General features: G+C 67.5%; 20 protein-coding genes. 16 read left to right on the top strand and 4 right to left on the bottom strand.

Features of this window, described 5'->3' with window-relative positions; genetic code table 11:
- Window positions 1–20: 20 nt before the first annotated feature.
- The 7 genes from ACQY7V_RS02820 (at window position 21) to ACQY7V_RS02790 (ending at window position 7,156) form a co-directional block, all read left to right on the top strand.
- Window positions 21–968 (top strand): PfkB family carbohydrate kinase, encoded by a 948-nt coding sequence (locus ACQY7V_RS02820; protein WP_320836506.1) that lies wholly within the window; start codon window positions 21–23, stop codon window positions 966–968.
- A 62-nt stretch (window positions 969–1,030) separates the two neighbouring features.
- Window positions 1,031–3,766 (top strand): DNA translocase FtsK 4TM domain-containing protein, encoded by a 2,736-nt coding sequence (locus ACQY7V_RS02815; RefSeq protein WP_428638804.1) that lies wholly within the window; start codon window positions 1,031–1,033, stop codon window positions 3,764–3,766.
- A gap of 23 nt (window positions 3,767–3,789) precedes the next feature.
- On the top strand, window positions 3,790–4,419 hold the full coding sequence (gene pgsA / locus ACQY7V_RS02810) for a CDP-diacylglycerol--glycerol-3-phosphate 3-phosphatidyltransferase (RefSeq protein ID WP_154478712.1): 630 nt from the start codon (window positions 3,790–3,792) through the stop codon (window positions 4,417–4,419).
- A gap of 169 nt (window positions 4,420–4,588) precedes the next feature.
- Complete coding sequence (locus ACQY7V_RS02805; RefSeq protein WP_184452338.1) at window positions 4,589–4,903, top strand: helix-turn-helix domain-containing protein; 315 nt, start codon at window positions 4,589–4,591, stop codon at window positions 4,901–4,903.
- 11 nt (window positions 4,904–4,914) lie between these two features.
- Window positions 4,915–5,148 (top strand): DUF3046 domain-containing protein, encoded by a 234-nt coding sequence (locus ACQY7V_RS02800; protein WP_184452339.1) that lies wholly within the window; start codon window positions 4,915–4,917, stop codon window positions 5,146–5,148.
- Between the two features lie 301 nt (window positions 5,149–5,449).
- Window positions 5,450–6,541 carry a recombinase RecA gene (gene recA / locus ACQY7V_RS02795; RefSeq protein ID WP_235361392.1) on the top strand — a complete coding sequence of 364 codons (1,092 nt, stop codon included), beginning with the start codon at window positions 5,450–5,452 and terminating at the stop codon, window positions 6,539–6,541.
- 6 nt (window positions 6,542–6,547) lie between these two features.
- A complete protein-coding gene (locus tag ACQY7V_RS02790; RefSeq protein WP_428638800.1) occupies window positions 6,548–7,156 on the top strand; it encodes a regulatory protein RecX in 609 nt (202 codons plus the stop codon).
- 18 nt (window positions 7,157–7,174) lie between these two features.
- Here the strand turns inward: ACQY7V_RS02790 and ACQY7V_RS02785 are convergent, their stop codons facing one another.
- On the bottom strand, window positions 7,175–7,876 hold the full coding sequence (locus ACQY7V_RS02785) for a FadR/GntR family transcriptional regulator (RefSeq protein ID WP_277298488.1): 702 nt from the start codon (window positions 7,874–7,876) through the stop codon (window positions 7,175–7,177).
- A 133-nt stretch (window positions 7,877–8,009) separates the two neighbouring features.
- Between ACQY7V_RS02785 and ACQY7V_RS02780 the strand changes: the two genes are divergently transcribed.
- The 4 genes from ACQY7V_RS02780 (at window position 8,010) to miaB (ending at window position 13,014) form a co-directional block, all read left to right on the top strand.
- Window positions 8,010–9,332 (top strand): alpha-L-fucosidase, encoded by a 1,323-nt coding sequence (locus tag ACQY7V_RS02780; RefSeq protein ID WP_428638798.1) that lies wholly within the window; start codon window positions 8,010–8,012, stop codon window positions 9,330–9,332.
- Window positions 9,329–10,819: a Na+/H+ antiporter NhaC family protein gene (locus ACQY7V_RS02775; RefSeq protein ID WP_428638796.1), complete on the top strand. Its 1,491-nt coding sequence runs from the start codon at window positions 9,329–9,331 to the stop codon at window positions 10,817–10,819. Before ACQY7V_RS02780 ends, ACQY7V_RS02775 begins: the two co-directional genes overlap by 4 nt.
- 148 nt (window positions 10,820–10,967) lie before the next feature.
- Entirely contained in the window at window positions 10,968–11,462 is a 495-nt protein-coding gene (locus tag ACQY7V_RS02770; protein WP_428638794.1) for a CinA family protein, read from the top strand.
- A 10-nt stretch (window positions 11,463–11,472) separates the two neighbouring features.
- A complete protein-coding gene (gene miaB, locus ACQY7V_RS02765) occupies window positions 11,473–13,014 on the top strand; it encodes a tRNA (N6-isopentenyl adenosine(37)-C2)-methylthiotransferase MiaB (RefSeq protein ID WP_428638792.1) in 1,542 nt (513 codons plus the stop codon).
- A gap of 204 nt (window positions 13,015–13,218) precedes the next feature.
- On the opposite strand, the gene ACQY7V_RS02760 is transcribed toward miaB, so the two are convergent.
- Together ACQY7V_RS02760 and ACQY7V_RS02755 are read right to left on the bottom strand one after the other, a co-directional pair.
- Window positions 13,219–13,782 carry a YbjN domain-containing protein gene (locus tag ACQY7V_RS02760; protein WP_428638790.1) on the bottom strand — a complete coding sequence of 188 codons (564 nt, stop codon included), beginning with the start codon at window positions 13,780–13,782 and terminating at the stop codon, window positions 13,219–13,221.
- Window positions 13,775–14,221: a YbjN domain-containing protein gene (locus ACQY7V_RS02755; protein ID WP_184452347.1), complete on the bottom strand. Its 447-nt coding sequence runs from the start codon at window positions 14,219–14,221 to the stop codon at window positions 13,775–13,777. The genes ACQY7V_RS02760 and ACQY7V_RS02755 overlap by 8 nt, the downstream gene beginning before the upstream one ends.
- A gap of 69 nt (window positions 14,222–14,290) precedes the next feature.
- On the opposite strand from ACQY7V_RS02755, the gene miaA reads away from it, so the two are divergent.
- Window positions 14,291–15,277, top strand: coding sequence for a tRNA (adenosine(37)-N6)-dimethylallyltransferase MiaA (gene miaA, locus ACQY7V_RS02750; RefSeq protein WP_428638811.1), 987 nt, complete (start codon window positions 14,291–14,293; stop codon window positions 15,275–15,277).
- A 9-nt stretch (window positions 15,278–15,286) separates the two neighbouring features.
- The gene (dapF, locus tag ACQY7V_RS02745; protein WP_428638788.1) at window positions 15,287–16,201 is read left to right on the top strand and encodes a diaminopimelate epimerase; all 915 of its coding nucleotides are present in this window, start codon (window positions 15,287–15,289) and stop codon (window positions 16,199–16,201) included.
- A gap of 10 nt (window positions 16,202–16,211) precedes the next feature.
- Here the strand turns inward: dapF and ACQY7V_RS02740 are convergent, their stop codons facing one another.
- Window positions 16,212–16,829: a class I SAM-dependent methyltransferase gene (locus ACQY7V_RS02740; RefSeq protein WP_428638786.1), complete on the bottom strand. Its 618-nt coding sequence runs from the start codon at window positions 16,827–16,829 to the stop codon at window positions 16,212–16,214.
- A 130-nt stretch (window positions 16,830–16,959) separates the two neighbouring features.
- Between ACQY7V_RS02740 and hflX the strand changes: the two genes are divergently transcribed.
- The 3 genes from hflX to ACQY7V_RS02725 all read left to right on the top strand — a co-directional run bounded on the left by hflX (window position 16,960) and on the right by ACQY7V_RS02725 (window position 21,566).
- Window positions 16,960–18,525: a GTPase HflX gene (hflX, locus tag ACQY7V_RS02735; protein ID WP_428638784.1), complete on the top strand. Its 1,566-nt coding sequence runs from the start codon at window positions 16,960–16,962 to the stop codon at window positions 18,523–18,525.
- Window positions 18,518–20,464 (top strand): ATP-dependent DNA helicase, encoded by a 1,947-nt coding sequence (locus tag ACQY7V_RS02730; protein ID WP_320836540.1) that lies wholly within the window; start codon window positions 18,518–18,520, stop codon window positions 20,462–20,464. Before hflX ends, ACQY7V_RS02730 begins: the two co-directional genes overlap by 8 nt.
- Before the next feature lie 112 nt (window positions 20,465–20,576).
- Entirely contained in the window at window positions 20,577–21,566 is a 990-nt protein-coding gene (locus tag ACQY7V_RS02725) for an L-lactate dehydrogenase (RefSeq protein WP_154478687.1), read from the top strand.
- Window positions 21,567–21,604 lie beyond the last annotated feature (38 nt).

The following is a 21,604-nucleotide window of genomic DNA, read 5'->3' as shown; positions in this document are numbered from 1 at the left end:
GGGCGAGGAAGGCGCTGGATATGGCGGGTCGTTTCATTTCGACGCATTCGGTCGTCCTCGTGCTGCCGATGCACATTTCGCACACGCCCGTGCGCGGCGGCTCGGTCCACGCCGATGCCGCGACCTCGAGGCCGGGCGGAGGATTCACCACGCTGTCGGCCGTCGCGGCTCAGGGCGTCGCCGCGGCGATGGCTTCGCCGCTCGGGACCGGACCGAACTCCTTCGCCGTGCGCCAGCAACTCGTCGAGGCCGGCGTCGAGGTCCTCACCCCCGAGCTCGTGGGCGACATCGGGGTGGCGATCCAGCTCATCGAACGCGACGGCTCCATGACCTCCGTGGTGACGGCGGGAGTGGAGTCGGAGCCCTCGCGGGTCTCCCTGGATCGCATGGTCCTCAAGCCCGGCGACCTCATCCACATCGCCGCTTCCGACCTGGCGAACCCGCATTCTGCGATGGTGCTCGCCGGTTGGGGCGCCGCCTTGCCGCCCTCCGTCACCCTGGTCGTCGCGGTGTCGCCCGCGGTCGAGCAGGTGCCCGTCGAGTCGTGGCGCAAGCTGCTCAAGCGAGCCGACGTGGTGACGATGAACGTCCGCGAGGCCGCTGCGCTCACCTCGATCCTCGCCACTCACGAACCGGGGGTCGGGATCCGCCATCTGATGAAGCCCGAAGCCGTCCTCGTGCGGCGCACGGGCATCATGGGCTGCGAACTCCAGCGCACCAAGGGCGCTGAGCGCGAGACGATCCCCGCTTTTGAGACACGCGTCGCCGACACCGCGGGCGTGGGCGATACGCACATCGCCACGATGTGCGCCGAGCTCCTCAAGGGCAAGGACATCGCCGACGCCCTGCGCACCGCGAACGCGGCAGCGGCCATCGCGATCTCGCATGAATCCGCTTTGCCCGTACCGACGATGAAGCAGATCGAAGAGGTCCTCGCGCGGGGTTCGGTCATGTCCGACGACGCCTGATGGCGCCGAGACCGGCGCGGCAGTCGCCCCTCGGCGCGTCGGCGCTGTAGCGTCGAAGCACCATGGCATCACAACGCCCATCTTCGACAAAGAAGGGGAGCGGTTCCGCTTCCTCACGTGCGACGAACCGACGAACGCCCTCCGCCGAGCCCGAACGACCCGGGTTGCTCGCGAGGGTCTTCGCCGCGATCGGTGTCGGTCTCGGATCGGCCTGGCAGGCGTGGCGTCAGGCCGATCCGAGGATCAAAAGGGATGCCCTGGCCTTCATCTGCCTGGGGGCGGCCGTCCTCGTCGCCCTGCGCGAGTGGTTCCGGGTCTCCGGACAGGCGGGCGATTTCATCCATCATGCGGCCGCCGGATCGGTCGGCATGTTCGCAGTCGTGGTGCCGATCGCCCTCGTCGCATTCGCGGTCGAGCTCTTCCGCGCGAACGCGGATGAGCACGCGCTGCCCCACCACGTGGCGGGCGGGCTGGGCCTCGTCGCTTCGGTATGCGGTCTCGTGCACGTCTCCTCGGGGAACCCCTCCCTGGAGGACCTCGCGGCGATCGAGTCCGCCGGGGGGCTCGCGGGATGGTTCATCGCCCGCCCCCTCGCGCTCCTCCTGTCCGGCTGGGGCGCAGGGGCGATCCTCGTGCTCCTGGGCGTCTACTCGCTCCTGCTGGGCACGCGCACGCGGGTCGTCGAGATCCCCGATCGCCTGCGCGCCCTTGCGGCGCGCCTGTCGGGCGCCTCCCGCGGCACCGATCCGAGCGGCGAGGACGAAGGCGCTGATGAGGCCCGTGATGCCAGACGGCGCTTGAGGGAAGGCCTGGCTGCCGGCGACGACCCCTTCCTCGATCAGTACGACGGGGACGAGTCCTTCCGCTCGCCCAACATCACCGAAGGGGCGACGACCGTTCTGGCGCCTCCGGCGCACGACGATGCGCTCCCCGAGCCGCATCCGCTCGACTTCCGCGCCGACTCCCTCTCGCGCGCCGAATCCGCCGATGCCCCGACTGAGGCGCTGTCCGTGGCCCCTCAAGCCCCGCTCGAGGATGCCCATGCGGAGCCCGAATCGGCGACCGAGGAGCAGGAGGTGCCCGAGATCGGCGAGGCGCCCGTCGGCGAGGGCTTCCAGCCCCAGCTCGCCGAGGCGATCTCCTACACGCTGCCCGAGGACTCACTGCTCGTCGCGGGGCCGCCGCACAAGACGCGTTCGGCGGTGAACGACGAGGTCGTGCGCGCCCTCGGCCAGGTCTTCGCGGACTTCAAGATCGATGCGCGCGTCACGGGCTTCTCGCGCGGACCGACGGTCACCCGCTACGAGGTGGTCCTCGGCTCGGGCGTGAAGGTCGACAAGCTGACGAACCTGTCGAAGAACATCGCTTATGCGGTGGCCTCGGCGGATGTGCGCATCCTCGCGCCGATCCCCGGGAAATCGGCGATCGGCATCGAGATCCCGAACACCGACCGCGAGAACGTGTCCCTGGGCGATGTGCTGCGCTCCGGTGCGGCGATGCGCAATCAGCACCCCCTCGTAGTCGGCGTCGGGAAGGACGTCGAGGGCGGCTACGTGGTGACCAACCTGGCCAAGACCCCTCACCTCCTGGTCGCGGGTCAGACGGGCTCGGGCAAGTCGAGCTTCGTGAACTCGATGATCACGTCGATCATGATGCGCGCGACCCCGGATCAGGTGAGGATGATCCTCGTCGATCCCAAGCGCGTCGAGCTCACGATCTACGAGGGCATTCCGCACTTGATCTCGCCGATCATCACCGATCCGAAGAAGGCCGCCGAGGCGCTCGAGTGGGTGGTGCGCGAGATGGACGCGCGCTACAACGACCTGTCGGATTACGGCTTCAAGCACATCGACGACTTCAACAAGGCGGTCGCCTCGGGGCAGGTGCAGGCCAAGCCCGGTCTGGACAGGACGCTGCGGCCCTACCCCTACCTCCTCGTCGTGGTGGACGAGCTCGCCGACATGATGATGGTCGCGCCGCGCGACGTCGAGGCGTCGATCCAGAGGATCACGCAGCTGGCCCGTGCGGCCGGCATCCACCTGGTGCTGGCGACGCAGCGCCCCTCGGTCGATGTCGTCACCGGTCTCATCAAGGCGAACATCCCCTCGCGCCTCGCCTTCGCGACCTCCTCGCTCACGGATTCGCGGACGATCCTCGATCAGCCGGGTGCGGAGAAGCTCATCGGCCAGGGCGACGCGCTCTACTTGCCGGCCGGCGCCTCCAAGCCGATGCGCGTGCAGGGCGCGTGGGTGTCCGAATCGGAGATCCACAAGGTGGTCGCCCACGTGAAGGCCCAGATGGAGCCGCACTACCGCGAGGACGTCGTCGTCGAGCAGAAGACCGTCAAGGTCGCCGAGGACATCGGCGATGACTTGGATGACCTCCTGCAGGCCGCCGAGCTCGTCGTCTCGACCCAGCTGGGGTCGACGTCGATGCTGCAGCGGAAGCTGCGCGTCGGCTTCGCCCGCGCGGGGCGCCTCATGGATCTTCTGGAGTCGCGCGAGATCGTGGGGCCCTCGGAGGGCTCGAAGGCCCGTCAGGTGCTCGTTCAGCCCGAGCAGCTCCCCGAGGTGCTCGCCATGCTGCGCGGCGAGTCCGAGGGGATCTCTTCGCCCGAGCCCGTCGAGATCGCGGCTGCTCCCTCTTCGGCGATGGACGAGGGCGCGACTGGCGGAACCGATGCGCGCGGAAGGGCTGAGGATCCCTATGCTGGACATGACTTCGGCGGGGCGCCGCCCCAGTGGGTGGATGAAGAGCCTGAAGAAGACGAGGACGCCTGGCAGCTCACGGGCCGCTGAGCATCGAAGGGAAGGACAAAGGCATGGACGACAACGTCTCGCGTGTCGATAGGGAGCGCGGGGTTTCCCCGCTGAATCTTCCGAATGCGCTGACGGTCTTGAGACTCGTCCTGGTGCCGGTGTTCATCCTCCTTCTCGTGAGCGGCGCCCCTTCGGCCCGCTGGGGTGCGCTCGTGGTGTTCATGGTCGCGGCCTACACGGATCGTCTCGACGGGAAGATCGCGCGGGCGAGGGGGCTCGTCACCGACTTCGGGAAGATCGTCGACCCGATCGCCGATAAGGCGCTGACCCTCGGCGCCTTCGTCATGCTCTCGATCGCCCATCCCTGGCTGTGGCTCGTCACCGTCCCGGTCGCGATCCGTGAGCTGGGGATCACCTGGTGGCGGGCCGATCTGCTCAAGAAGGGGATCGTCGTCGCGGCGAATAAGGGCGGCAAGCTCAAGACCGTCCTCCAGATCCTCGCGATCTGGCTCCTCCTCATCCCCTGGGATCTCATCGGGGCCTGGGAGTTCGGGCTCGGAATCGTCGCGAAGATCGGTTTCGCCCTCGGGTGCGCGGCTGCGGTTCTCGCGCTCGTCGTCACGCTGTGGTCCGGATGGGTGTACATCGCGGAGGGGCGTCGCCTCCAGAAGGGCGCCGAATCCCAGAGTTGAGCCGGGGGGACGCAATTCACAGGCGTTTGAGATTTCAATAAAAAGATGTCTGGAACGGCTTCATCTCACCGATTTCGCAGAAGGTGTCGACCGCTGCGCTCGAAGTCACTCGGTCTCATATGTCCTCCCCGTGTGCGCATGCTCCGGATGTGCGGTTAGAGTTGAGGCCATGAACGCTACTCCCGCCGCCGCGCCGCTTCTCCGCACAGAACTCGGCGACGTCCTGCGCGGCATCCGTCGCGCCCAGGGGCGAACCTTGCGGGAGGTCTCCCTGGAGGCTCAAGTCTCCCTCGGTTATCTCTCCGAGGTCGAGCGGGGTCAGAAGGAGGCGTCGTCCGAGCTCCTCGAGGCGATCGCGACCGCCCTCGGCGTTCCGCTCTGGTTCGTCCTGCGCGAGGTGTCCGATCGCATGGCGATCCTCGAGGGGACGGTCGTGCCCGACACCGTTCCCGACGACATGGTCCCCGTGACCCTGATCTCCTGATCGCGCCCCGGGTGAAGTCTTCGGAATTCTGGGACGCGGTCGACGCGGTCTTCGGCCCGCGTCTGGGCCGCTCCTACGCGGCGGACATGTATCTTCCCGGCGTGGCGGGCACCTGCGTCGAGGCCCTTGAAAGGGGCGTGCCGCCTCTGGAGGTCTGGCACGCGCTCGTCGAGGAGACGGGCGCGGGCGAGGCCGCGAAGTGGATTCATCGCCTTGATGAGAAGGCGCGGCGGAGCCTCCTCTGACCCTCCTCCTCTCGTCGGGCCCCGCTCCTGCGGTGCCGGGGCGTCGCCTCGTCCGCCTCGCGGGATCGATCCGCGGAATGGAAGCGCCCGGCGCCACGCCGGGGCCCCGACGAGCCTCGAACACCTGTTCCATGTAGACTCGTGCGCGACGACTCCGGGATCCTCCATCCACAGTCCGGATAGGGGGCTCTCGCAGATGCCCATGGTCAGGCATACAGTCGTCGCGTCTCCCCGGAGAGGGGAGGCCGCACCGACCAGACGATCCGTGAGCCGGAGAGGCTCGAACCGTTGAGAGGACACCATGGCTGCCGCACCCCGCAAGAGCTCGCCCGCGTCGAAGGGCGATGACCGGAACAAGGCGCTCGAGCTCGCGCTCTCCCAGATCGACAAGCAATTCGGCAAGGGCTCGGTGATGCGTCTCGGCGACGATTCCCGTCCCCGCGTCCAGGTCATCCCCACCGGTTCGCTGGCTCTCGACGTCGCTCTCGGCATCGGCGGTCTGCCCCGGGGCCGCGTGATCGAGATCTACGGTCCCGAATCCTCCGGCAAGACGACCGTGGCGCTCCACGCCGTTGCCAGCGCCCAGAAGGCCGGCGGGAACGCCGCCTTCATCGATGCCGAGCACGCCCTCGATCCCGTCTACGCCAAGGCCCTCGGCGTCGACATCGACAACCTCCTCGTCTCCCAGCCCGACACCGGCGAGCAGGCGCTCGAGATCGCCGACATGCTCATCCGCTCGGGCGGCATCGACATCATCGTCATCGACTCCGTCGCGGCGCTCGTCCCCAAGGCCGAGATCGAGGGCGAGATGGGCGACTCCCACGTCGGTCTCCAGGCGCGCCTCATGAGCCAGGCGCTCCGCAAGATCACCGGTGCGCTCTCGGCCACGGGAACGACGGCGATCTTCATCAATCAGCTGCGCGAGAAGATCGGCGTCTTCTTCGGCTCGCCCGAAACGACGACCGGCGGCAAGGCCCTGAAGTTCTACGCCTCGGTCCGCATCGATGTGCGACGGATCGAAACCCTGAAGGAATCGGGCGCGCCGGTCGGCAACAGGACGCGGGCGAAGATCGTCAAGAACAAGATGGCGCCGCCCTTCAAGCAGGCGGAGTTCGACATCGTCTACGGCAAGGGCATCTCGCGCGAGGGGTCGATCATCGACATGGGCGTCGAGGCCGGGATCATCCGCAAGTCCGGATCGTGGTTCACCTACGGTGATGATCAACTCGGACAGGGCAAGGAGAACGTCCGGCAGTTCCTCAGCGACAATCCCGAGCTCGCCGATGAGATCGAGAACAAGATCCTCGTCGCCCTGGGGGTCCTGGAGTCGCCGGAGGAGCCCGCCGGCGATCCCGTTCCCGCTATCGATCCGCTTGAGGACGCGGGATTCTGATCGCTCATGGTGCGCTACCTCGATCCGGAGGATCATCCCGAGCTCGGTGAGGCCGAGCGGAATCGGAAGGATCCCGCCGAGCGGCTGGCGAGGATCCGCGAACGCAACGCGGCCCTGTCGGGCGCGAAGGCGATCGAGGCGGCGCGCGAGGTCGCCCTCCGGCAGCTCGATTCGCGCTCCCGGTCGAAGGGGGAGCTGCGACGGGCGATCGAAGGCAGGGGATTCGCCCCCGAGATCGCCGACGAGGTCCTCGACCGCCTGGAGCGCGTGGGGCTGATCGATGACGAGGCCTTCGCCCGCGCGATCGTCTCGGATCGCTTCCGCGGGTCGGGCAAGTCCGGGCGCGCCCTCGCCGAGGAGATGCGGCGCAAGGGCCTCGACGAGGACGCGATCGCGAGTGCGATGTCGTCCATCGACCAGGAGGAGCTCCGCGAGCGGGCCGCCGAGCTCGTCGCCAAGAAGCTGCGGACGATGCCCGGCGTCCCGAGGGAGGCCGCCTATCGGCGCCTCGCCGGGATGCTGGCCCGTAAGGGCTACTCGCCCGGGCTCAGTCGCGAAGTCGTCGCGGAGGCGCTGGAAATGCGGGAGGCCCTTGAAAGGTCGATGATCGACTGATCGTCTTTTCGCGGATGCTCAGTGCGGTCGCGCTCCGCGCGTGGGATCGGGCAAGGGATGCAGGTGGGTGAGCCACTCGAGCGAGTCCTGGATATGAGCGGTCATCAGTGCTGAAGCGAGGACGGGATCGCGCTCGGACATCGCTTTGGCGATACGGCGATGCGCCGCGTCGCTCAGCTGCTTGAACTCGCCGTGAAGGAGAAGGTGGTAATCGGCTCCCCGGTGGTGGATGGCTCCGAGCAGCGCCGCAATCATGGGATCCCCTGCGGCTTCGATGATCCGCAAATGGAACTCCTGATCCCGTTCCTCGAAGGAAGGATCGTTGACGCTGAGAGCGGCGACTTCTTCGGCGAGCGAGCTCAGCTGACGAAGCTCCTCGTCGCTCATGCGCACCGTCGCCTGTGCCGTGACATGGGATTCCAGGACCTGCCTGAGGGGGAAGAGTTCGAGAAGCCGCTCGAGGGGCAAGAGCGGAACGACCATTGACAGGCCGGTCATGAGCTTGGGTGCGGACAAGTCCGAAACGGTGAGGCGTCCGCCGGGTTGGGACTCAAGGACGCCGACGGCGACGAGCATCTTTTGAGCTTCGCGCAGGGAGCTTCGAGACAGGCCGAAACGATCGGAGAGCTCGATTTCACCCGGAAGGCGTTGACCCGGTGCGAGCTCGCCCGTCGCGAGCATCGTGCAGAGTGCGGATCGTGCATCGTCGACGGCGCTCAAAACAGTCCTTTCGCTTGAATTGTCGGACAAGGGTCCGATAATTCCGTGTTTGTCGTGTGAAATATCTAGCTTTTGTCGGACAGAGGTGGGTAATCTAACGAATCAAGGTTAGACGCACGTTGAGGAGCGCCGCATGATCGAGGCACAGACCTGGGACCAACTCGATGCTCGCCCGATCCCACCGTGGTATCCCGCGGCGAAGTTCGGAATCTTCATCCATTGGGGCCCTTTCTCGGTCCCCGCTTGGCGGACGCCGTCCGACGAGCTCTTCGGCGGCTATGCGGAGTGGTACTACGCCTCGGTGTACGGGAATTATCGGAACGCCGATGGTGACTATCATGCGCGCACGTGGGGAGAGGACTTCTCATACCGCGACTTCGCACCTCTCCTCACCGCTGAGCGCTTCGATCCCCATGATTGGGCGGCGCTCTTCAGGGACGCCGGCGCCCGCTACGTCGTTCTGACCTCGAAGCACCATGACGGCTACTGCATGTGGCCGACGAGCAATCCGCACAAGACGAACTGGAATGCCGGGGACGTCGGTCCCAGGCGGGACATTCTCGGAGAACTCGCCGGCGCCGTCCGCGCTGAGGGAATGAGAATGGGGCTCTATTACTCGATGCCCGAATGGGAGACCCACAGGAGTCACCGCTGCGATGGCGGGTACTTCATTCCCGAAGCCGATGCCAGAAAGTTCGGGATCGATCCGGACGCGTATCCGGATGAGGTCCTTCACGCCCAGTGGAAGGAGCTCAACGAGCGCTATGCGCCATCGGTGATTTACACGGACGGTGGTGAATGGGACCTCGATGAGGAGTACACGCGCACCCGGGAGCTTCTGACATGGCTGTACGAGGAATCGCCGAATCGGAATGAAGTCGTCGTCAATGACCGCATGCACGTCGGCATGCCGGGGAACCACGGTGATTACTTCTCCACCGAGTACTGCGACATCGAAGGTTACGGCTCGCACCAGCCTTGGGAGGAGAGCCGAGGCATCGGTAAGTCCTACGGCTACAACCAGGCGGAAGCGGAGGAGGATTATTCAACGGCTGCTGAACTCCTCGATTTGCTCGTCAGCACCGTCGGCCGCGGCGGAAACCTGTTGCTGAACATCGGTCCCAAGGCCGACGGGACGATCCCGGAGATTCAACGGCGCCGCCTCCTGGACATCGGATCATGGCTCAAGGCCAACGGCGATGCGATCTACGACACCATGCCGGTCGATCTTGATCTGCCCGAAGGCGCTTACGCAGTGGAACGCGATGGCTTGCTTTACATCCTGCTCACGAGCGATGGCCCGGAAGCGCTCGAACTGCCGCAGGGCATCACCCGCGTTGAAGATCTTGCGAGCGGGGAGCCGATCGAGATCGAAGAAGGGTGCATTCATCCCCAGCGCAACAGACAACTCCCGTGCGCAATGGCGTGCACGATGGAAGGAAGGACACTGCCATGAAATCCCGCACCGAAGATCAGCTATCGCCGGATCCGCTGAAGAAAGCGCGAGCGACGAGACCACTGCGCTTCTGGCACGCTCTCGTCCCCGTCGCCCTCCTGGTGATATTCATCATCTGGGGCATGATTCTGGGCCCGCGCATCTTCGACCTTCCTTCGTGGCCCCTGGAGTTCACCTTCCTCCTCTCCGCGATCTGCACATGGCTGCTGCTCTTCTACCTGGGGTTCTCCTTCGAAGACGTCACGCAGGCGATGGCGGACCGGACTCGAACGGCGCTCCCCGCCATCTGGATGCTCATGGCCATCGGCGTGCTCATCGGAGCTTGGACGGCATCCGGCACGATCCCGATGCTCGTCCACTACGGGATGCTCATGATCGATCCCTCGTGGATCTACGTCGTCGCCCTGCTCCTCACATCCCTGTTCTCCGTCTTGACCGGCACATCGTGGGGATCGGTGGGAACGATTGGCGTCGTCCTCATCAACATAGGCGTCGCGACTGAAGCGAATCTCGGTCTCCTTGCAGCGGCCATCATCTCGGGCGGCTACTTCGGAGACAAGATGTCGCCCCTGTCCGATACGACCAATATGGCTTCGATGGGTGCGGGGGTCCCTCTCTACGCCCACGTGCGTTCGATGCTCAACACCACGGGGCCCGCATACATCATCGCGCTCATCCTGACGACGGCATTCGGTTTCGCTCAACCTGCTCGGAGCGCGGGCGTGGACGTTTCGTCCTTCACTCAACCGGTTGCGGAGGACCTCGCGACGGCGTTCAGTTTCAACATCCTCGTGTGGGTGCCGCTGCTCGTGATGCTCGTCGGCGCAGCGCTTCGCCTGCCGCCGTTGCCAACGCTCCTGTATTCAGCCGCCTCGGGCGCCCTCGTCGCACTTGTCGCTCAGGGGTTCAGCTTCGAGAACGTCATCCAGTCGCTGATCAACGGAGTGACGATCGAAATGACCGGCGCTGAGGTCGGAGAGCAGGCGATCGCGATCATCCAGCGGGGCGGTCTGTACTCGATGGCGAGTGCCGTCCTCATCACTCTGTGCGTCTTCATGTACATCGGCTCGCTCGATCTCATCAAGGCCATGGGCACCGTGGTCGATAAGGCATTCGGACGGGTGAAGTCGCGGCCGGGCATCATCCTCGCCTCCCTCATCAGCTCCGCCTTCATCAACGGCTTCTCGTCGAACCAGTACGCCACGAGCTTCATCGTCGGTACGGCATTCGGCCCGAAGTACGAGGAAGCGGGCATCCCCCGCAAGGTCCTGTCACGGTCCATCGAGGACTATGGAACCTTCATCGAACCGATGCTTCCCTGGACGACGACCGGCGTGTACATGATCGGCACTCTGGGAGTCGCCTATTCCGAATACGTGCCCTACATGTTCTTGCAATGGGCGAACTTCATCATTGCGCCGCTCCTTGCGATCACGGGGATCGGGTGCTTCTACAACGAGGCTCGCCGGACGAAAGCGGAGGGCTGACAGCGCTTCGCCCCTCAGATCTCCCCGTTTGCATCCGTCTGAAGCGTTCCCCGCCCGAGTCGGTCGATCCGCCAGGACTCGGGCGGGGAGCTCTCATCACGGCTCCGCGGAATGCGGGTGTGAGCGTTCGACGATCTAGGCTGAATGGATGAACGACGAGGAGCTTCGAGCATTAGTGGGGGAACTGGCGGCCGGGGGCGCGCTGCTCGCAACGGCCGAGTCCCTCACGGGAGGAGCGCTGTCCGCGAGGATCGTCGATGTCCCCGGGGCCTCGAGGGTCTTCCTGGGCGGTGTGACGACTTACGCGACGCCCCTCAAGGCGGCGATCCTCGGTGTCGATCCGGAGGTCCTGGACAGCGCGGGTCCCGTGGACCCGCGCGTCGCGATCGCGATGGCCGAGGGCGTCCGCGCTCTCATGGGAGCCGATTTCGGACTGGCCACGACGGGAGTCGCGGGTCCCGGTCCGCAGGACGGGCACCCTGCCGGGACCGTGTACATCGCGATCGCGACACCGACGATGAGCACTCATCGGCTCTTGGCCCTCTCGGGAACCCGGGCGCAGATCCGCGCACGGACCGCGGATCGCGCCCTCGAGCTCCTCGCTGAAGCGCTCAGATCGGGAGATGGCGCGAAGGCCGACTAGACTGCTCGCGATGAACGCCGAAGAGATCCACGACCTGCGCGCCCCCCGGATGCCGCGCACCTACGCCATCCGCACCCTCGGATGCCAGATGAACGAGCACGATTCCGAACGAATGGCGGGCCTGCTCGAACAGGCCGGCCTCGTACCGGTGTCGCGAGTACCCGAACTGGCCGGACGGGCCACGGACGCGGGCGATCAGGGTGCCGACGTCGTGGTGATCAACACCTGCTCGGTCCGTGAGAACGCCGCGACGCGCCTCTTCGGGAACCTCGGCCAGCTCGCCGCCGTCAAACGCGAGCGTCCGGGAATGCAGATCGCCGTCGGCGGATGCCTCGCCCAGCAGATGCGCGAGGGCATCATCGAGAAGGCCCCCTGGGTCGATGCGGTCTTCGGAACGCACAACATCGACGTCCTGCCCGCCCTGCTCAAACGCGCTCAACACAATCGCGAGGCGGCGGTCGAGATCGAGGAGTCCCTCAAGGTCTTCCCCTCGACTCTGCCCACGCACCGCGAAAGCGCCTACGCGGCCTGGGTGTCGATCTCGGTCGGCTGCAACAACACCTGCACCTTCTGCATCGTTCCGCATCTTCGCGGTCGTGAACGCGATCGCCGCCCCGGGGAGATCCTCGCCGAGGTCGAGGCGGTCGTCGCCCAAGGAGCCATCGAGGTGAGCCTCCTCGGCCAGAACGTGAACTCCTACGGCGTGGGCTTCGGTGAACGGGGCGCCTTCGCGGGCCTCCTGCGCGCGGTGGGCGGCGTCGAGGGACTGGAGAGGGTGCGTTTCACCAGCCCCCATCCGGCCGCATTCACCGACGACGTCATCGCCGCGATGGCCGAGACCGAAACGGTGATGCCGAGCCTGCACATGCCCCTGCAGTCCGGCTCGGACGCCGTGCTCCGACAGATGCGGCGTTCGTACCGGCGCGACCGCTTCATGGGCATCCTCGACCGGGTGCGCGCCTCGATCCCGGAAGCGGCGATCACGACTGACATCATCGTCGGCTTCCCCGGTGAGACCGAGGAGGACTTCCTCAAGACCCTCGAGGTCGTCGAAGAGGCGCGTTTCGCCTCGGCATTCACCTTCCTGTACTCGCCGCGGCCCGGAACCCCGGCTGCTGATCGCGACGATCAGGTGGACCCGCAGGTCGCGCTCGAACGCTATCAGCGCCTCATCGCGCTCCAGGAGAGGATCTGCGAGGAGGACAATGCGGCCCTCGCAGGCCACGAGGTCGAAGTGCTCATCGCGCAGGGGGAGGGGCGCAAGGACGGGGCGACCCGCCGCATCTCCGGGCGCGCCCGGGACAACCGCCTCGTGCACGTCGGCATTCCCGCGGGTCTGCCGGATTCCGATCTGCCGCGTCCCGGTGACGTCGTGAACGCGGTCGTCACTCACGGCGCACCGCACCACCTCATCGCAGACTCCGGTCTGCAAGGCGGGCTCTGGCGGGTCCGCAGGACGCGGGCGGGCGACGCCTGGGAGGCGCGTCAAGCATCCGAGGCGGATGAACGGGTCTCCTTGGGAATGCCGACGCTGAGGATCGGGCGGCGCTGAACGAGCATGCCCGCCGCACGGTGAATGTTTCGATTCGGTGACGATCGCTCGGAAGCGCCCGACGCGGTCGAGAGCCTGGCTTACCTTTAACTGCGGCGGTTCTCACAACGGCGTGAGGCCGCTCCGCCGGGGTGACAGCGGCCCCGGCCCGATGAAACGGCCCCCGCGAGCATTCGCGGGGGCCGTTCGGCGTCCGAACCCGGGTCATTCGCCTTCGAACAGCGCGGGCAACTCCGTCTTCGCCTGGAGGGCGACGGAGATCCCCCGACGGATCATGGCGTGGATCTGGCGATCAGAGAGCCCCTCAGCCACGAAGAACCGCGTCGCGAGGACGAGGGCGGATCCTGATTCGGCCTCCACGGGGAAGACGGTGGGCTGGAGGTGGTCCAGATTCCAGGCGTTCGCGATGGCGTTGAGCCTCTCGCTCGGCAACTCCCGGGCCGTCTCGGGCAGGTCGAGGCGGCACTCGACCTGGAGCCAGGGCGCATCGGCCGGTTCGCGGTGCGCCTGGATCCGCAGCCCCTCGATCTCGGTGAGGACGATGAATTCTCCCGAAGCATGGGGGAGCCCGTCCCCGGCCATCACCGCCTCGATGCGCTCGACGGTGACGGGAGCGACCTCGGTACCCCACTTCTCAGCGGCCGCATCAGGAGCCATCCGAACGGAGGGCGCCGGCTCGTGCCCGCTCGGCGCGGACGATGCGGGGGAGGGGACCGCGAAGACCGCGTCCTCGTCGGACTCGAAGGTCCATGACTTCCATTCAGGCATGGGGAGCCTCCTCGGCCCACTGGTCGGGGTACTGCGCGTCGAGTCGGTTCTGCATCGCGATCGCCGACATGACGAACTGGGAGAGCTCTCCGCGGAGCTGCGCATCGGTGGCCCCGACGGCCCAGTTGAAGCAGTGGAGGAAGCGGACGGAGACCGTGGAGTCCTCATTCGCGAGGGTCGTCGCCTTCGGCAGGTAGGTCGCTGCGTTGAGGGTCCGCACCGTTTCGTTGAGGGCGTCGGTGTACGAGGCGTGGAAACGACGCGGATAGTCGCTGACGCCCTGAACGGGACGGCCCTCGGGGACGATGATGCGGATCGTGCGCGACGGCAGGAGCGCCGCCACCTGGCCGCGGTCGGAGACGAAGGGGAAGACGCCCATCGATTCCAATGCGGCGCTGATCCGCTCGACCGTCACCGGCCGCGCATCTGTTGAGCTCATGCCACCACTGTATCGGCTGGAGGCGGGCGGGCGCCCCGGCGCGGAGGGGAACCGTAGAATGCCCGGGTGATGATTCCAAGCGCCCTCGACCGACCCGGCGATCTCATCGTCGCGGTCGTCGGCCAGACCGCGTCGGGCAAGTCGGACCTCTCGCTGGACTTGGCGCAGTCCTTGCCGGAACTGATGGGAGCCGCAGCGGCGGAGATCGTGTCCGCGGACGCGCTCCAGCTGTACAGGGGCATGGACATCGGCACGGCGAAGACGCCCGTGAGCGAACGGCGCGGCATCGCCCACCATCAGATCGACGTTCTGGATGTGACCGAAGAGGCTTCGGCGGCCCGCTATCAGATCGCGGCCCGAGCCGACGTGGAGGCGATTCACGGGCGCTCAGGGCTCGCCCTGGTCGTCGGCGGTTCGGGACTGTATCAAAGAGCGCTCCTGGACCGTCTGGAGTTCCCCGGGACGGATCCTGGCGTGCGGGCGGCCCTTGAGGCCGAGGCCGAAGGCCCCTTGGGGGCGCGCGGGCTGCACGCCAGGCTCGCCGCCCTCGATCCCGAGTCCGCCCGGCGCATCGACCCGCACAACGCGCGCCGGATCATCCGTGCGCTGGAGGTGATCGAGCTGACGGGGCGGCCGTACTCGTCGACCATGCCCGAACGGGTCTTCACCCGTCCCTGCGTGATGATCGCGATCCGCCACGAGCAGGCGATCCTCGACGAGCGGATCGGGAGGCGGACGCGCGCCATGTTCGAGCAGGGCCTCGTCGAGGAGGTCCGGGGGCTGCTCGACGAGGGGCTGAAGGAAGGACGGACCGCCCGCCGCGCAACGGGATACGCCGAGGCGATCGGGGTGATCGAGGGCGCGCTGAGCGAGCAGGAGGCGATCGACGAGGTCGCAGCGGCCACCCGGCGGCTCGCCCGCAAGCAGGCGAAGTGGCTGCGCCCGGATCCGCGCGTCCACTGGATCGATGCCGATTCCCCCGATGCCCTGGTCCGCAGGGCGGGTGAGATCGTCCAGAAGTCGGTCGAGGCGCACCTGGGGGAGGACGCCCGATAGCCTGAGGGCATGAACAAGGGGACTGGCGCGCATCTGCGGATGGCGAAGGCGCACGGGACGGGCAATTCCTTCCTCGTGTACGTCGATGATGACGACGAGATCGACCTCGCGCCCGAGGACGTGCGCCGCCTCTGCTCCACCGCGTTCGGCATCGGCGCCGACGGCCTCATGAGGGCGGTGCGGCGCGAGGGCCGCTGGTTCATGGACTACCGGAACGCGGACGGGTCGCTCGCCGAGATGTGCGGGAACGGCATCCGCGTCTTCGTCGATCATCTCCGGCGGGAGGGCCTGTTCGACGGCGCTCGTATCGAGGTCGGGACGAGGGGCGGCGTCCGTCAGGTCCTAGTGGTGCCGAGGGCGGAGGGCGGCGTCGAATACAGGGTCGATATGGGGGCCGCCCGTTCGACGGCCCTCGAGGGGATCGATGTGAGGATTCCCGGCCTTGGCGGTGCGCGTCGGGGGATCTTCATCGAGATGCCGAATCCTCACACGGTGATCGCCGTGGAATCGGAGGAGGAACTCGCCTCCCTCATCTTCCCGACGATGGACGCCGCGCGCGCCCCCTCGGCCCTCCGACCGAGTCTGGATCCGCCTCCGGCCCGCGGCACGAACCTCGAAGCGGTCGTCGACCTCGGCGATGACGAAGACGAGGGCGTCATTTCGATGCGGGTCCTCGAACGAGGAGTCGGCGAGACCCTGTCGTGCGGAACGGGCTGCTGCGCGGCCGCGCTCGCGACTGCGATCCGCCGGGGCCCGGGTGCGCCGGACTCGTGGCGCGTCCGCATCCCCGGGGGAGAGGTGCGCGTCGACATCGAAGGCGTCCTCGAGTTCGGCGAGGACGGGCCGCGCGTGACCGGGGCTCCGGTGATCCTCACGGGTCCGGCGGAGCGCGTCGCCCTCGTCGACTGGGGGAAGGGGGCCTGAAGGGCGGGCCTCAGGAGGCGATGCGGACCTCGATGATCCGGAAGCCCTTCTTCGAGGCGAATTTGACGGCGCGCAGCCCCTGCCCGTTGAGCCAGTCGATGAGGGAATCGGCTCCGAGGTTGCGCTGGACCACCAGGTGGGCCGCTCCGTCGGCGCTGAGACGGGGGAGCCAGGCGAGCAGCAGTCCGTGCAGCGCCTCCTTGCCGATGCGGATCGGCGGATTCGACCAGATCGCGTCGAAGCGCAGATCCTCGGACTCGGCTTCCTCGAGCGCCTCTTCGGCGTCGAGGGCGCGCAGGTTCGGGCAGCCGTTGATGCTCGCGTTGCGCCGCGCGAGGTCGACGGCCCTCGAGTTGACGTCGATCGCCCAGACCTCCGCCCCGGGGGCCTCCTTCGCCATCGCCAGTCCGATCGGCCCCCATCCGCAGCCGAGATCGAGGAAACGGCCCTGGGAGGGCAGGTCGGGGGCTTCGGACAGGAGCTGGCGCGTTCCCAGATCGAGGCGCGTCGCTGAGAAGACCTTCGGGCTCACCCGGGCGACGAACTCCGCGCCGCGCGCCTCGAAGCGCAGGGTCCGCAGATCGGAGTCCGCGGCGGGCGCATGATCGGAGAAGTACTGTTCTTGCACATCCCCAAGGGTAGCGGCACTCGAGCCCGTCATGGCGTCGCGCTCCTTCCAGCAGACGGTGGGTGCGCAGGAGGACGGGGCGCGGGCGTGACACACTGGGGGGACCATCAAATCGGCTGAGAGGAACTCAATGGGGGAGCCTGACACCGGGTCCGAGCGCCTGAGGGACGAGGCTGCGGCGGAGAGTCTCGTCGCACGGATCCTCGCCCGCCGCGGTACGGCACTGGAATCCACGCAGGGCCTCGATCACTCCCGCGATGCGGGTGAGCTCGAAAGGGAGGCGCGCGCGGGTACGCGGCGCGTCCAGGCCGACCGCAAGGACCGGGAGGAGATCTCCGAGGTCGAGTACCGCCAGGTGCGCCTCGAGAAGGTCGTCCTGGTCGCCCTGAGGACCGATCAGAGCGAGGAGGAGGTCGACACCTCCCTGCGCGAGCTCGCCGCCCTCGCTGAAACCGCCGGGTCTGAGGTCCTGGACGCCCTCGTCCAGAAGAGGACCCACCCCGATCCGGCGACCTACCTCGGTTCGGGCAAGGCGAAGGAGCTCGCCGAGATCGTCCGCGCAGCCGGAGCGGACACGGTGATCGTGGATGAAGAACTCGCGCCTTCTCAGCGGCGCGGGCTCGAGGACGTGGTCGACGCGAAGGTCGTCGATCGCACCGCGCTGATCCTCGACATCTTCGCCCAGCACGCGAAGTCCCGCGAGGGCAAGGCGCAGGTGGAACTCGCTCAGCTCGAGTACCTTCTGCCGCGCCTGCGGGGCTGGGGCGAGTCGATGTCGCGTCAGGCGGGCGGGCGCGTCGCCGCGGGCGCGGGCATCGGCTCGAGGGGCCCGGGCGAGACCAAGATCGAACTCGATCGCCGCAGGATCCGCACGCGCATGGCGAAACTGCGCGAGGAGATCCGCAGGATGGAGCCCGCGCGTCGCACGCAGCGCCTGTCGAGGCGGAGGGGCCGGGTCCCCTCCGCGGCGATCGTCGGCTACACGAACGCGGGGAAGTCGACCCTGCTCAACCGCCTCACGGGCGCCGAGGTCCTCGTCGAGGACGCCCTGTTCGCGACCCTCGACCCGACGGTGAGGAAGGCGAAGACCTCGGACGGGCGCGCCTACACGCTGACCGACACCGTGGGCTTCGTCCGCAACCTGCCGACTCAGCTCGTGGAGGCGTTCCGCTCGACTCTGGAGGAGGCCGGCGAGGCGGACCTCCTCATCCACGTGGTCGACGCCGCGCACCCCGACCCGGTCGGTCAGGTCGCAGCGGTTCGCACCGTCTTGTCCGAGATCGAGGGGGCGCTCGAGATCCCCGAGATCATCGTGCTCAACAAAGCCGATCTCGCTGAGCCCGAGCGCCTCGCCCTGCTGCGCACCCACTTCCCCGAATCGGTGGCCGTATCCGCAGCGACCGGAACGGGGATCGAGGAACTCGCCTTCAGGATCGAGACGGCGCTCCCGCGCCCGCGCGTCGAGGTGGAGCTCGTCCTGCCCTATTCGCGCGGGGACCTGGTCCACCGCATCCACGAAGAGGGCGAAGTCGATTCGGAGGAATACGTCGATGCGGGGACTCGGGTGAGGGCCCGAGTCGATCAACGGCTCGCAGCGGACCTGGAGCCCTTCGTCGTCTCCTCCCTGGACGGAGCGCTCGCCGGCGAGACCCATGACTGGCCTCTTCACGCCGGGCCGGACGGCGACGATGAGTGAGGCCGCCGGGGAGGCGGCCGTACTGCTCGACCGTGTCATCGAGGCCATGGGCGGCGCCCGACGCGAGGGACAGCGCATCATGGTCGAGGAGATCGCGGCGGCGATCGAGGGAGGGGCTCACCTCCTCGTTCAGGCGGGCACCGGCACGGGCAAGTCGATCGGCTACCTGGTGCCGCTGCTCGACCACTGCCGCCGCAGCGGAGAACGGGCGCTCGTCTCGACTGCGACTCTCGCCCTCCAGCGTCAGATCATCACGAAGGACGCCCCTGTGGTGATCGAGGCGATGGCGGGCCTGGCGGATTGGCGCCCGAGGATCGCGGTCTTCAAAGGGTGGTCGAATTACCTGTGCCTCAACCGCGTCCACGGCGGCTACCCGGGCGAGGGGACCCTCTTCGACGCGCTCGACACCGCGGAGGCGAAGGGCCCGAGCGCTCTGGGCGAAGAGGTCGTGCGGCTGCGCGAGTGGGCGAAGACGACGGACACGGGGGACCGGGACGACCTCGTCCCCGGGGTCACCGATCGTGCCTGGCGACAGGCGAGCGTCTCCAAGCGGGAGTGCCTGGGGCGCGCATGCCCCATGATCGATGATTGCTTCGCCCAGGCCGCTCGGCTCGAGGCGGCGGAAGCGGATCTGGTCGTGACGAACCATTCGCTCTTCGGCATCCACTGCACGGGCGAGACCGACATCCTGCCCCAGTTCGGCCCGGTCGTCATCGACGAGGCCCATGAGCTGGCCGACCGGGTGAGGGATCAGTCGACCCTCGCGCTCTCTGCGGGCATACTGGCGCGGATCGCCCGCACGCTGCGCTCGCGGACGAAGATCGAGGCCGAGGACCTGGAGAGGGCCGCCGAAGAATTGGGAGCCGCGATCGCGCCCCTGCCCAAGGGGCTCGTCGAGGAGCGGCCCGGCACCCTGGTCGAGGTGATGCTCCTGGTTGATGAGGCCCTCCGGCGCGCCGCGAGCGCGGTTTCCGACTCCCATGCGGATCCGGCGGATAAGACGCTCGCCCGTGCGGCGGTCGACGAGGCTCGGGCGTTCATCGATGCGTGGTCGAAGGATCCGGACTCGATGATCCTGTCGGTGTCGGCGCTCCAGGGGGCGGAGTCGGATCTCATTTCGATCAGCCCTTTGGACGTGGCGCCCGCCCTGGGCCTGCGCGGCTTCGGCGAGCGGGGGGCGATCCTCACTTCGGCGACCCTGTCCCTGGGCGGCTCCTTCGACGCCATGGCCCGGGAATGCGGTTTCATGATGTCGTCCGCGCAGTTCAAGGGGATCGACGTCGGGACCCCCTTCGACCCCGCCTCGCAGGCGATCATGTACATCGCCCGGGACCTGCCCGATCCGGGGGCGCCCGGCCTCGGCGAGGAGGCCCGGGATCGCCTCGTCGAGCTCGCCGAGGCCTCCGGGGGCGGCGTCCTCGGCCTCTTCTCCTCGTGGAAGGCGGCGGAGGCGGGGGCTCAGGCCCTGCGAGAGCGCACGGGCCTGAAGGTCTACATGCAGGGCGATGAAACCCTTTCCGCCCTCGTGGATCGTTTCCGCGAGGAGGAGGACTCCTGCCTGGTCGGGACCTTGTCGCTGTGGCAGGGGGTCGATGTGATCGGCCCGTCCTGCCGCCTCGTGGTCATCGATCGCATCCCCTTCCCGCATCGTGAGGACCCGGTTGCGAAAGCCCGGTCCATCGACGCCGGAAGGCGCGGGTTCTCCGGATTCCAGACGGTCTCGCTCACGAGGGCGGCCCTCCTCATGGCCCAGGGGGCCGGCAGGCTCTTGAGGTCGGGGAGCGATCGCGGTGTCGTGGCCCTGCTCGATCGCAGGCTGCTGACGAAGTCCTACGGCGCGTTCATCCTCCGCTCCATGCCGAAGATGTGGCCGACGACGGATCGGGAGGTCGTCATGGGGGCGCTGTCGCGACTGGCCGACGGGGCCGCCGGGAAGTGATCGGCGATTCGTCGCCCGACGCGCTCCTCTCGGGGCGGTGGAACAGGCACAATGGGGGTGGGATCCAGCTCGCCGAAGGACGGGGGCATTTCCCGAGGAAGGACGCGAAAGAATGACCGCCCAAATGAAGAGCCTGTATCCGGCGAAGTCGGCAGGACGGCCCTCGAAGATCGCGATCGTCGGGGCGGGGGCGGTGGGCACCGCCGTCGCCTACGCCTGCGCGATGCGAGGCGATGCGCGCACCATCGTGCTTCAGGACATCAACAAGGCGAAGGTCGAGGCCGAGGCCCTCGATATCGCTCACGGCATTCAGTTCACCCCTTCCGGTTCGGTGGAAGGATCCGACGACGTGGAGATCGTCCGGGGTTCGGATCTCGTCATCGTGACGGCCGGGGCGAAGCAGAAGCCCGGGCAGTCGCGCCTCGAGCTCGCCGAATCGACGGTGGGCCTCATGAAGACGATCGTCCCCCGTCTCCAGGAGGTCGCGCCCGACGCGGTGTTCATGTTCATCACGAACCCGGTCGACGTCGTCACCTATGCGGCCCTGAAGATCACTGGGCTTCCGCGCAACCAGGTCTTCGGTTCGGGCACGGTGCTCGACACCTCCCGTCTGCGCTACCTCGTCTCGCAGCACACGGGCGTGGCCACTCAGAACATCCACGCCTACATCGCCGGTGAGCACGGGGACTCCGAGGTCGCCCTGTGGTCCTCCGCCGAGATCGGCAACGTGCCCCTCGAGCACTGGGGGCCGACCCTCGACGGCGGCCATTTCGATGCGGCGCTGCGCAAGTCGATCGCTCAGGACGTCGTGCAGTCGGCGTACAAGATCATCGACGGCAAGGGCGCGACGAACTACGCGATCGGCCTGGCTGCGGCGAACATCGCCGGGGCGGTGCTGCGTGATGAGAATCGGGTGCTCACGATCTCGACGCTCCTGGAGGACTGGGAGGGCATCTCCGATGTCTGCATGGCCGCTCCGACGATCGTGGGGCGTGCGGGTGCGGGCCGCGTCCTCAACCCGCCCCTGACCCTCAATGAGCGCGACGGCTTGACGGCTTCGGCGACCCGCCTGCGGCAGGTCGCTCGCGACTTGGGCTTCTGAGTCCGAGAAAGCGCGGCGGGGGCGGCACCTTCACACGG

Origin of the sequence: Schaalia sp., assembly GCF_050312375.1 — a bacterium.
In the GTDB taxonomy this organism is placed as follows: domain Bacteria; phylum Actinomycetota; class Actinomycetes; order Actinomycetales; family Actinomycetaceae; genus Pauljensenia; species Pauljensenia hyovaginalis.
This window is presented reverse-complemented; position numbering and strand designations above follow the sequence as displayed.

Excerpts from the sequence above, each read along its gene's own strand:
- miaA (WP_428638811.1), top strand. The coding sequence starts at position 14,291 with ATGATTCCAAGCGCCCTCGACCGACCCGGCGATCTCATCGTCGCGGTC.
- ACQY7V_RS02780 (WP_428638798.1), top strand. The coding sequence starts at position 8,010 with ATGATCGAGGCACAGACCTGGGACCAACTCGATGCTCGCCCGATCCCA.
- dapF (WP_428638788.1), top strand. The coding sequence starts at position 15,287 with ATGAACAAGGGGACTGGCGCGCATCTGCGGATGGCGAAGGCGCACGGG.
- ACQY7V_RS02725 (WP_154478687.1), top strand. The coding sequence starts at position 20,577 with ATGACCGCCCAAATGAAGAGCCTGTATCCGGCGAAGTCGGCAGGACGG.
- ACQY7V_RS02775 (WP_428638796.1), top strand. The coding sequence starts at position 9,329 with ATGAAATCCCGCACCGAAGATCAGCTATCGCCGGATCCGCTGAAGAAA.
- ACQY7V_RS02815 (WP_428638804.1), top strand. The coding sequence starts at position 1,031 with ATGGCATCACAACGCCCATCTTCGACAAAGAAGGGGAGCGGTTCCGCT.
- ACQY7V_RS02730 (WP_320836540.1), top strand. The coding sequence starts at position 18,518 with ATGAGTGAGGCCGCCGGGGAGGCGGCCGTACTGCTCGACCGTGTCATC.
- hflX (WP_428638784.1), top strand. The coding sequence starts at position 16,960 with ATGGGGGAGCCTGACACCGGGTCCGAGCGCCTGAGGGACGAGGCTGCG.
- ACQY7V_RS02770 (WP_428638794.1), top strand. The coding sequence starts at position 10,968 with ATGAACGACGAGGAGCTTCGAGCATTAGTGGGGGAACTGGCGGCCGGG.
- ACQY7V_RS02820 (WP_320836506.1), top strand. The coding sequence starts at position 21 with ATGGCGGGTCGTTTCATTTCGACGCATTCGGTCGTCCTCGTGCTGCCG.
- ACQY7V_RS02755 (WP_184452347.1), bottom strand. The coding sequence starts at position 14,221 with ATGAGCTCAACAGATGCGCGGCCGGTGACGGTCGAGCGGATCAGCGCC.
- ACQY7V_RS02805 (WP_184452338.1), top strand. The coding sequence starts at position 4,589 with ATGAACGCTACTCCCGCCGCCGCGCCGCTTCTCCGCACAGAACTCGGC.
- recA (WP_235361392.1), top strand. The coding sequence starts at position 5,450 with ATGGCTGCCGCACCCCGCAAGAGCTCGCCCGCGTCGAAGGGCGATGAC.
- miaB (WP_428638792.1), top strand. The coding sequence starts at position 11,473 with ATGAACGCCGAAGAGATCCACGACCTGCGCGCCCCCCGGATGCCGCGC.
- pgsA (WP_154478712.1), top strand. The coding sequence starts at position 3,790 with ATGGACGACAACGTCTCGCGTGTCGATAGGGAGCGCGGGGTTTCCCCG.
- ACQY7V_RS02790 (WP_428638800.1), top strand. The coding sequence starts at position 6,548 with ATGGTGCGCTACCTCGATCCGGAGGATCATCCCGAGCTCGGTGAGGCC.
- ACQY7V_RS02760 (WP_428638790.1), bottom strand. The coding sequence starts at position 13,782 with ATGCCTGAATGGAAGTCATGGACCTTCGAGTCCGACGAGGACGCGGTC.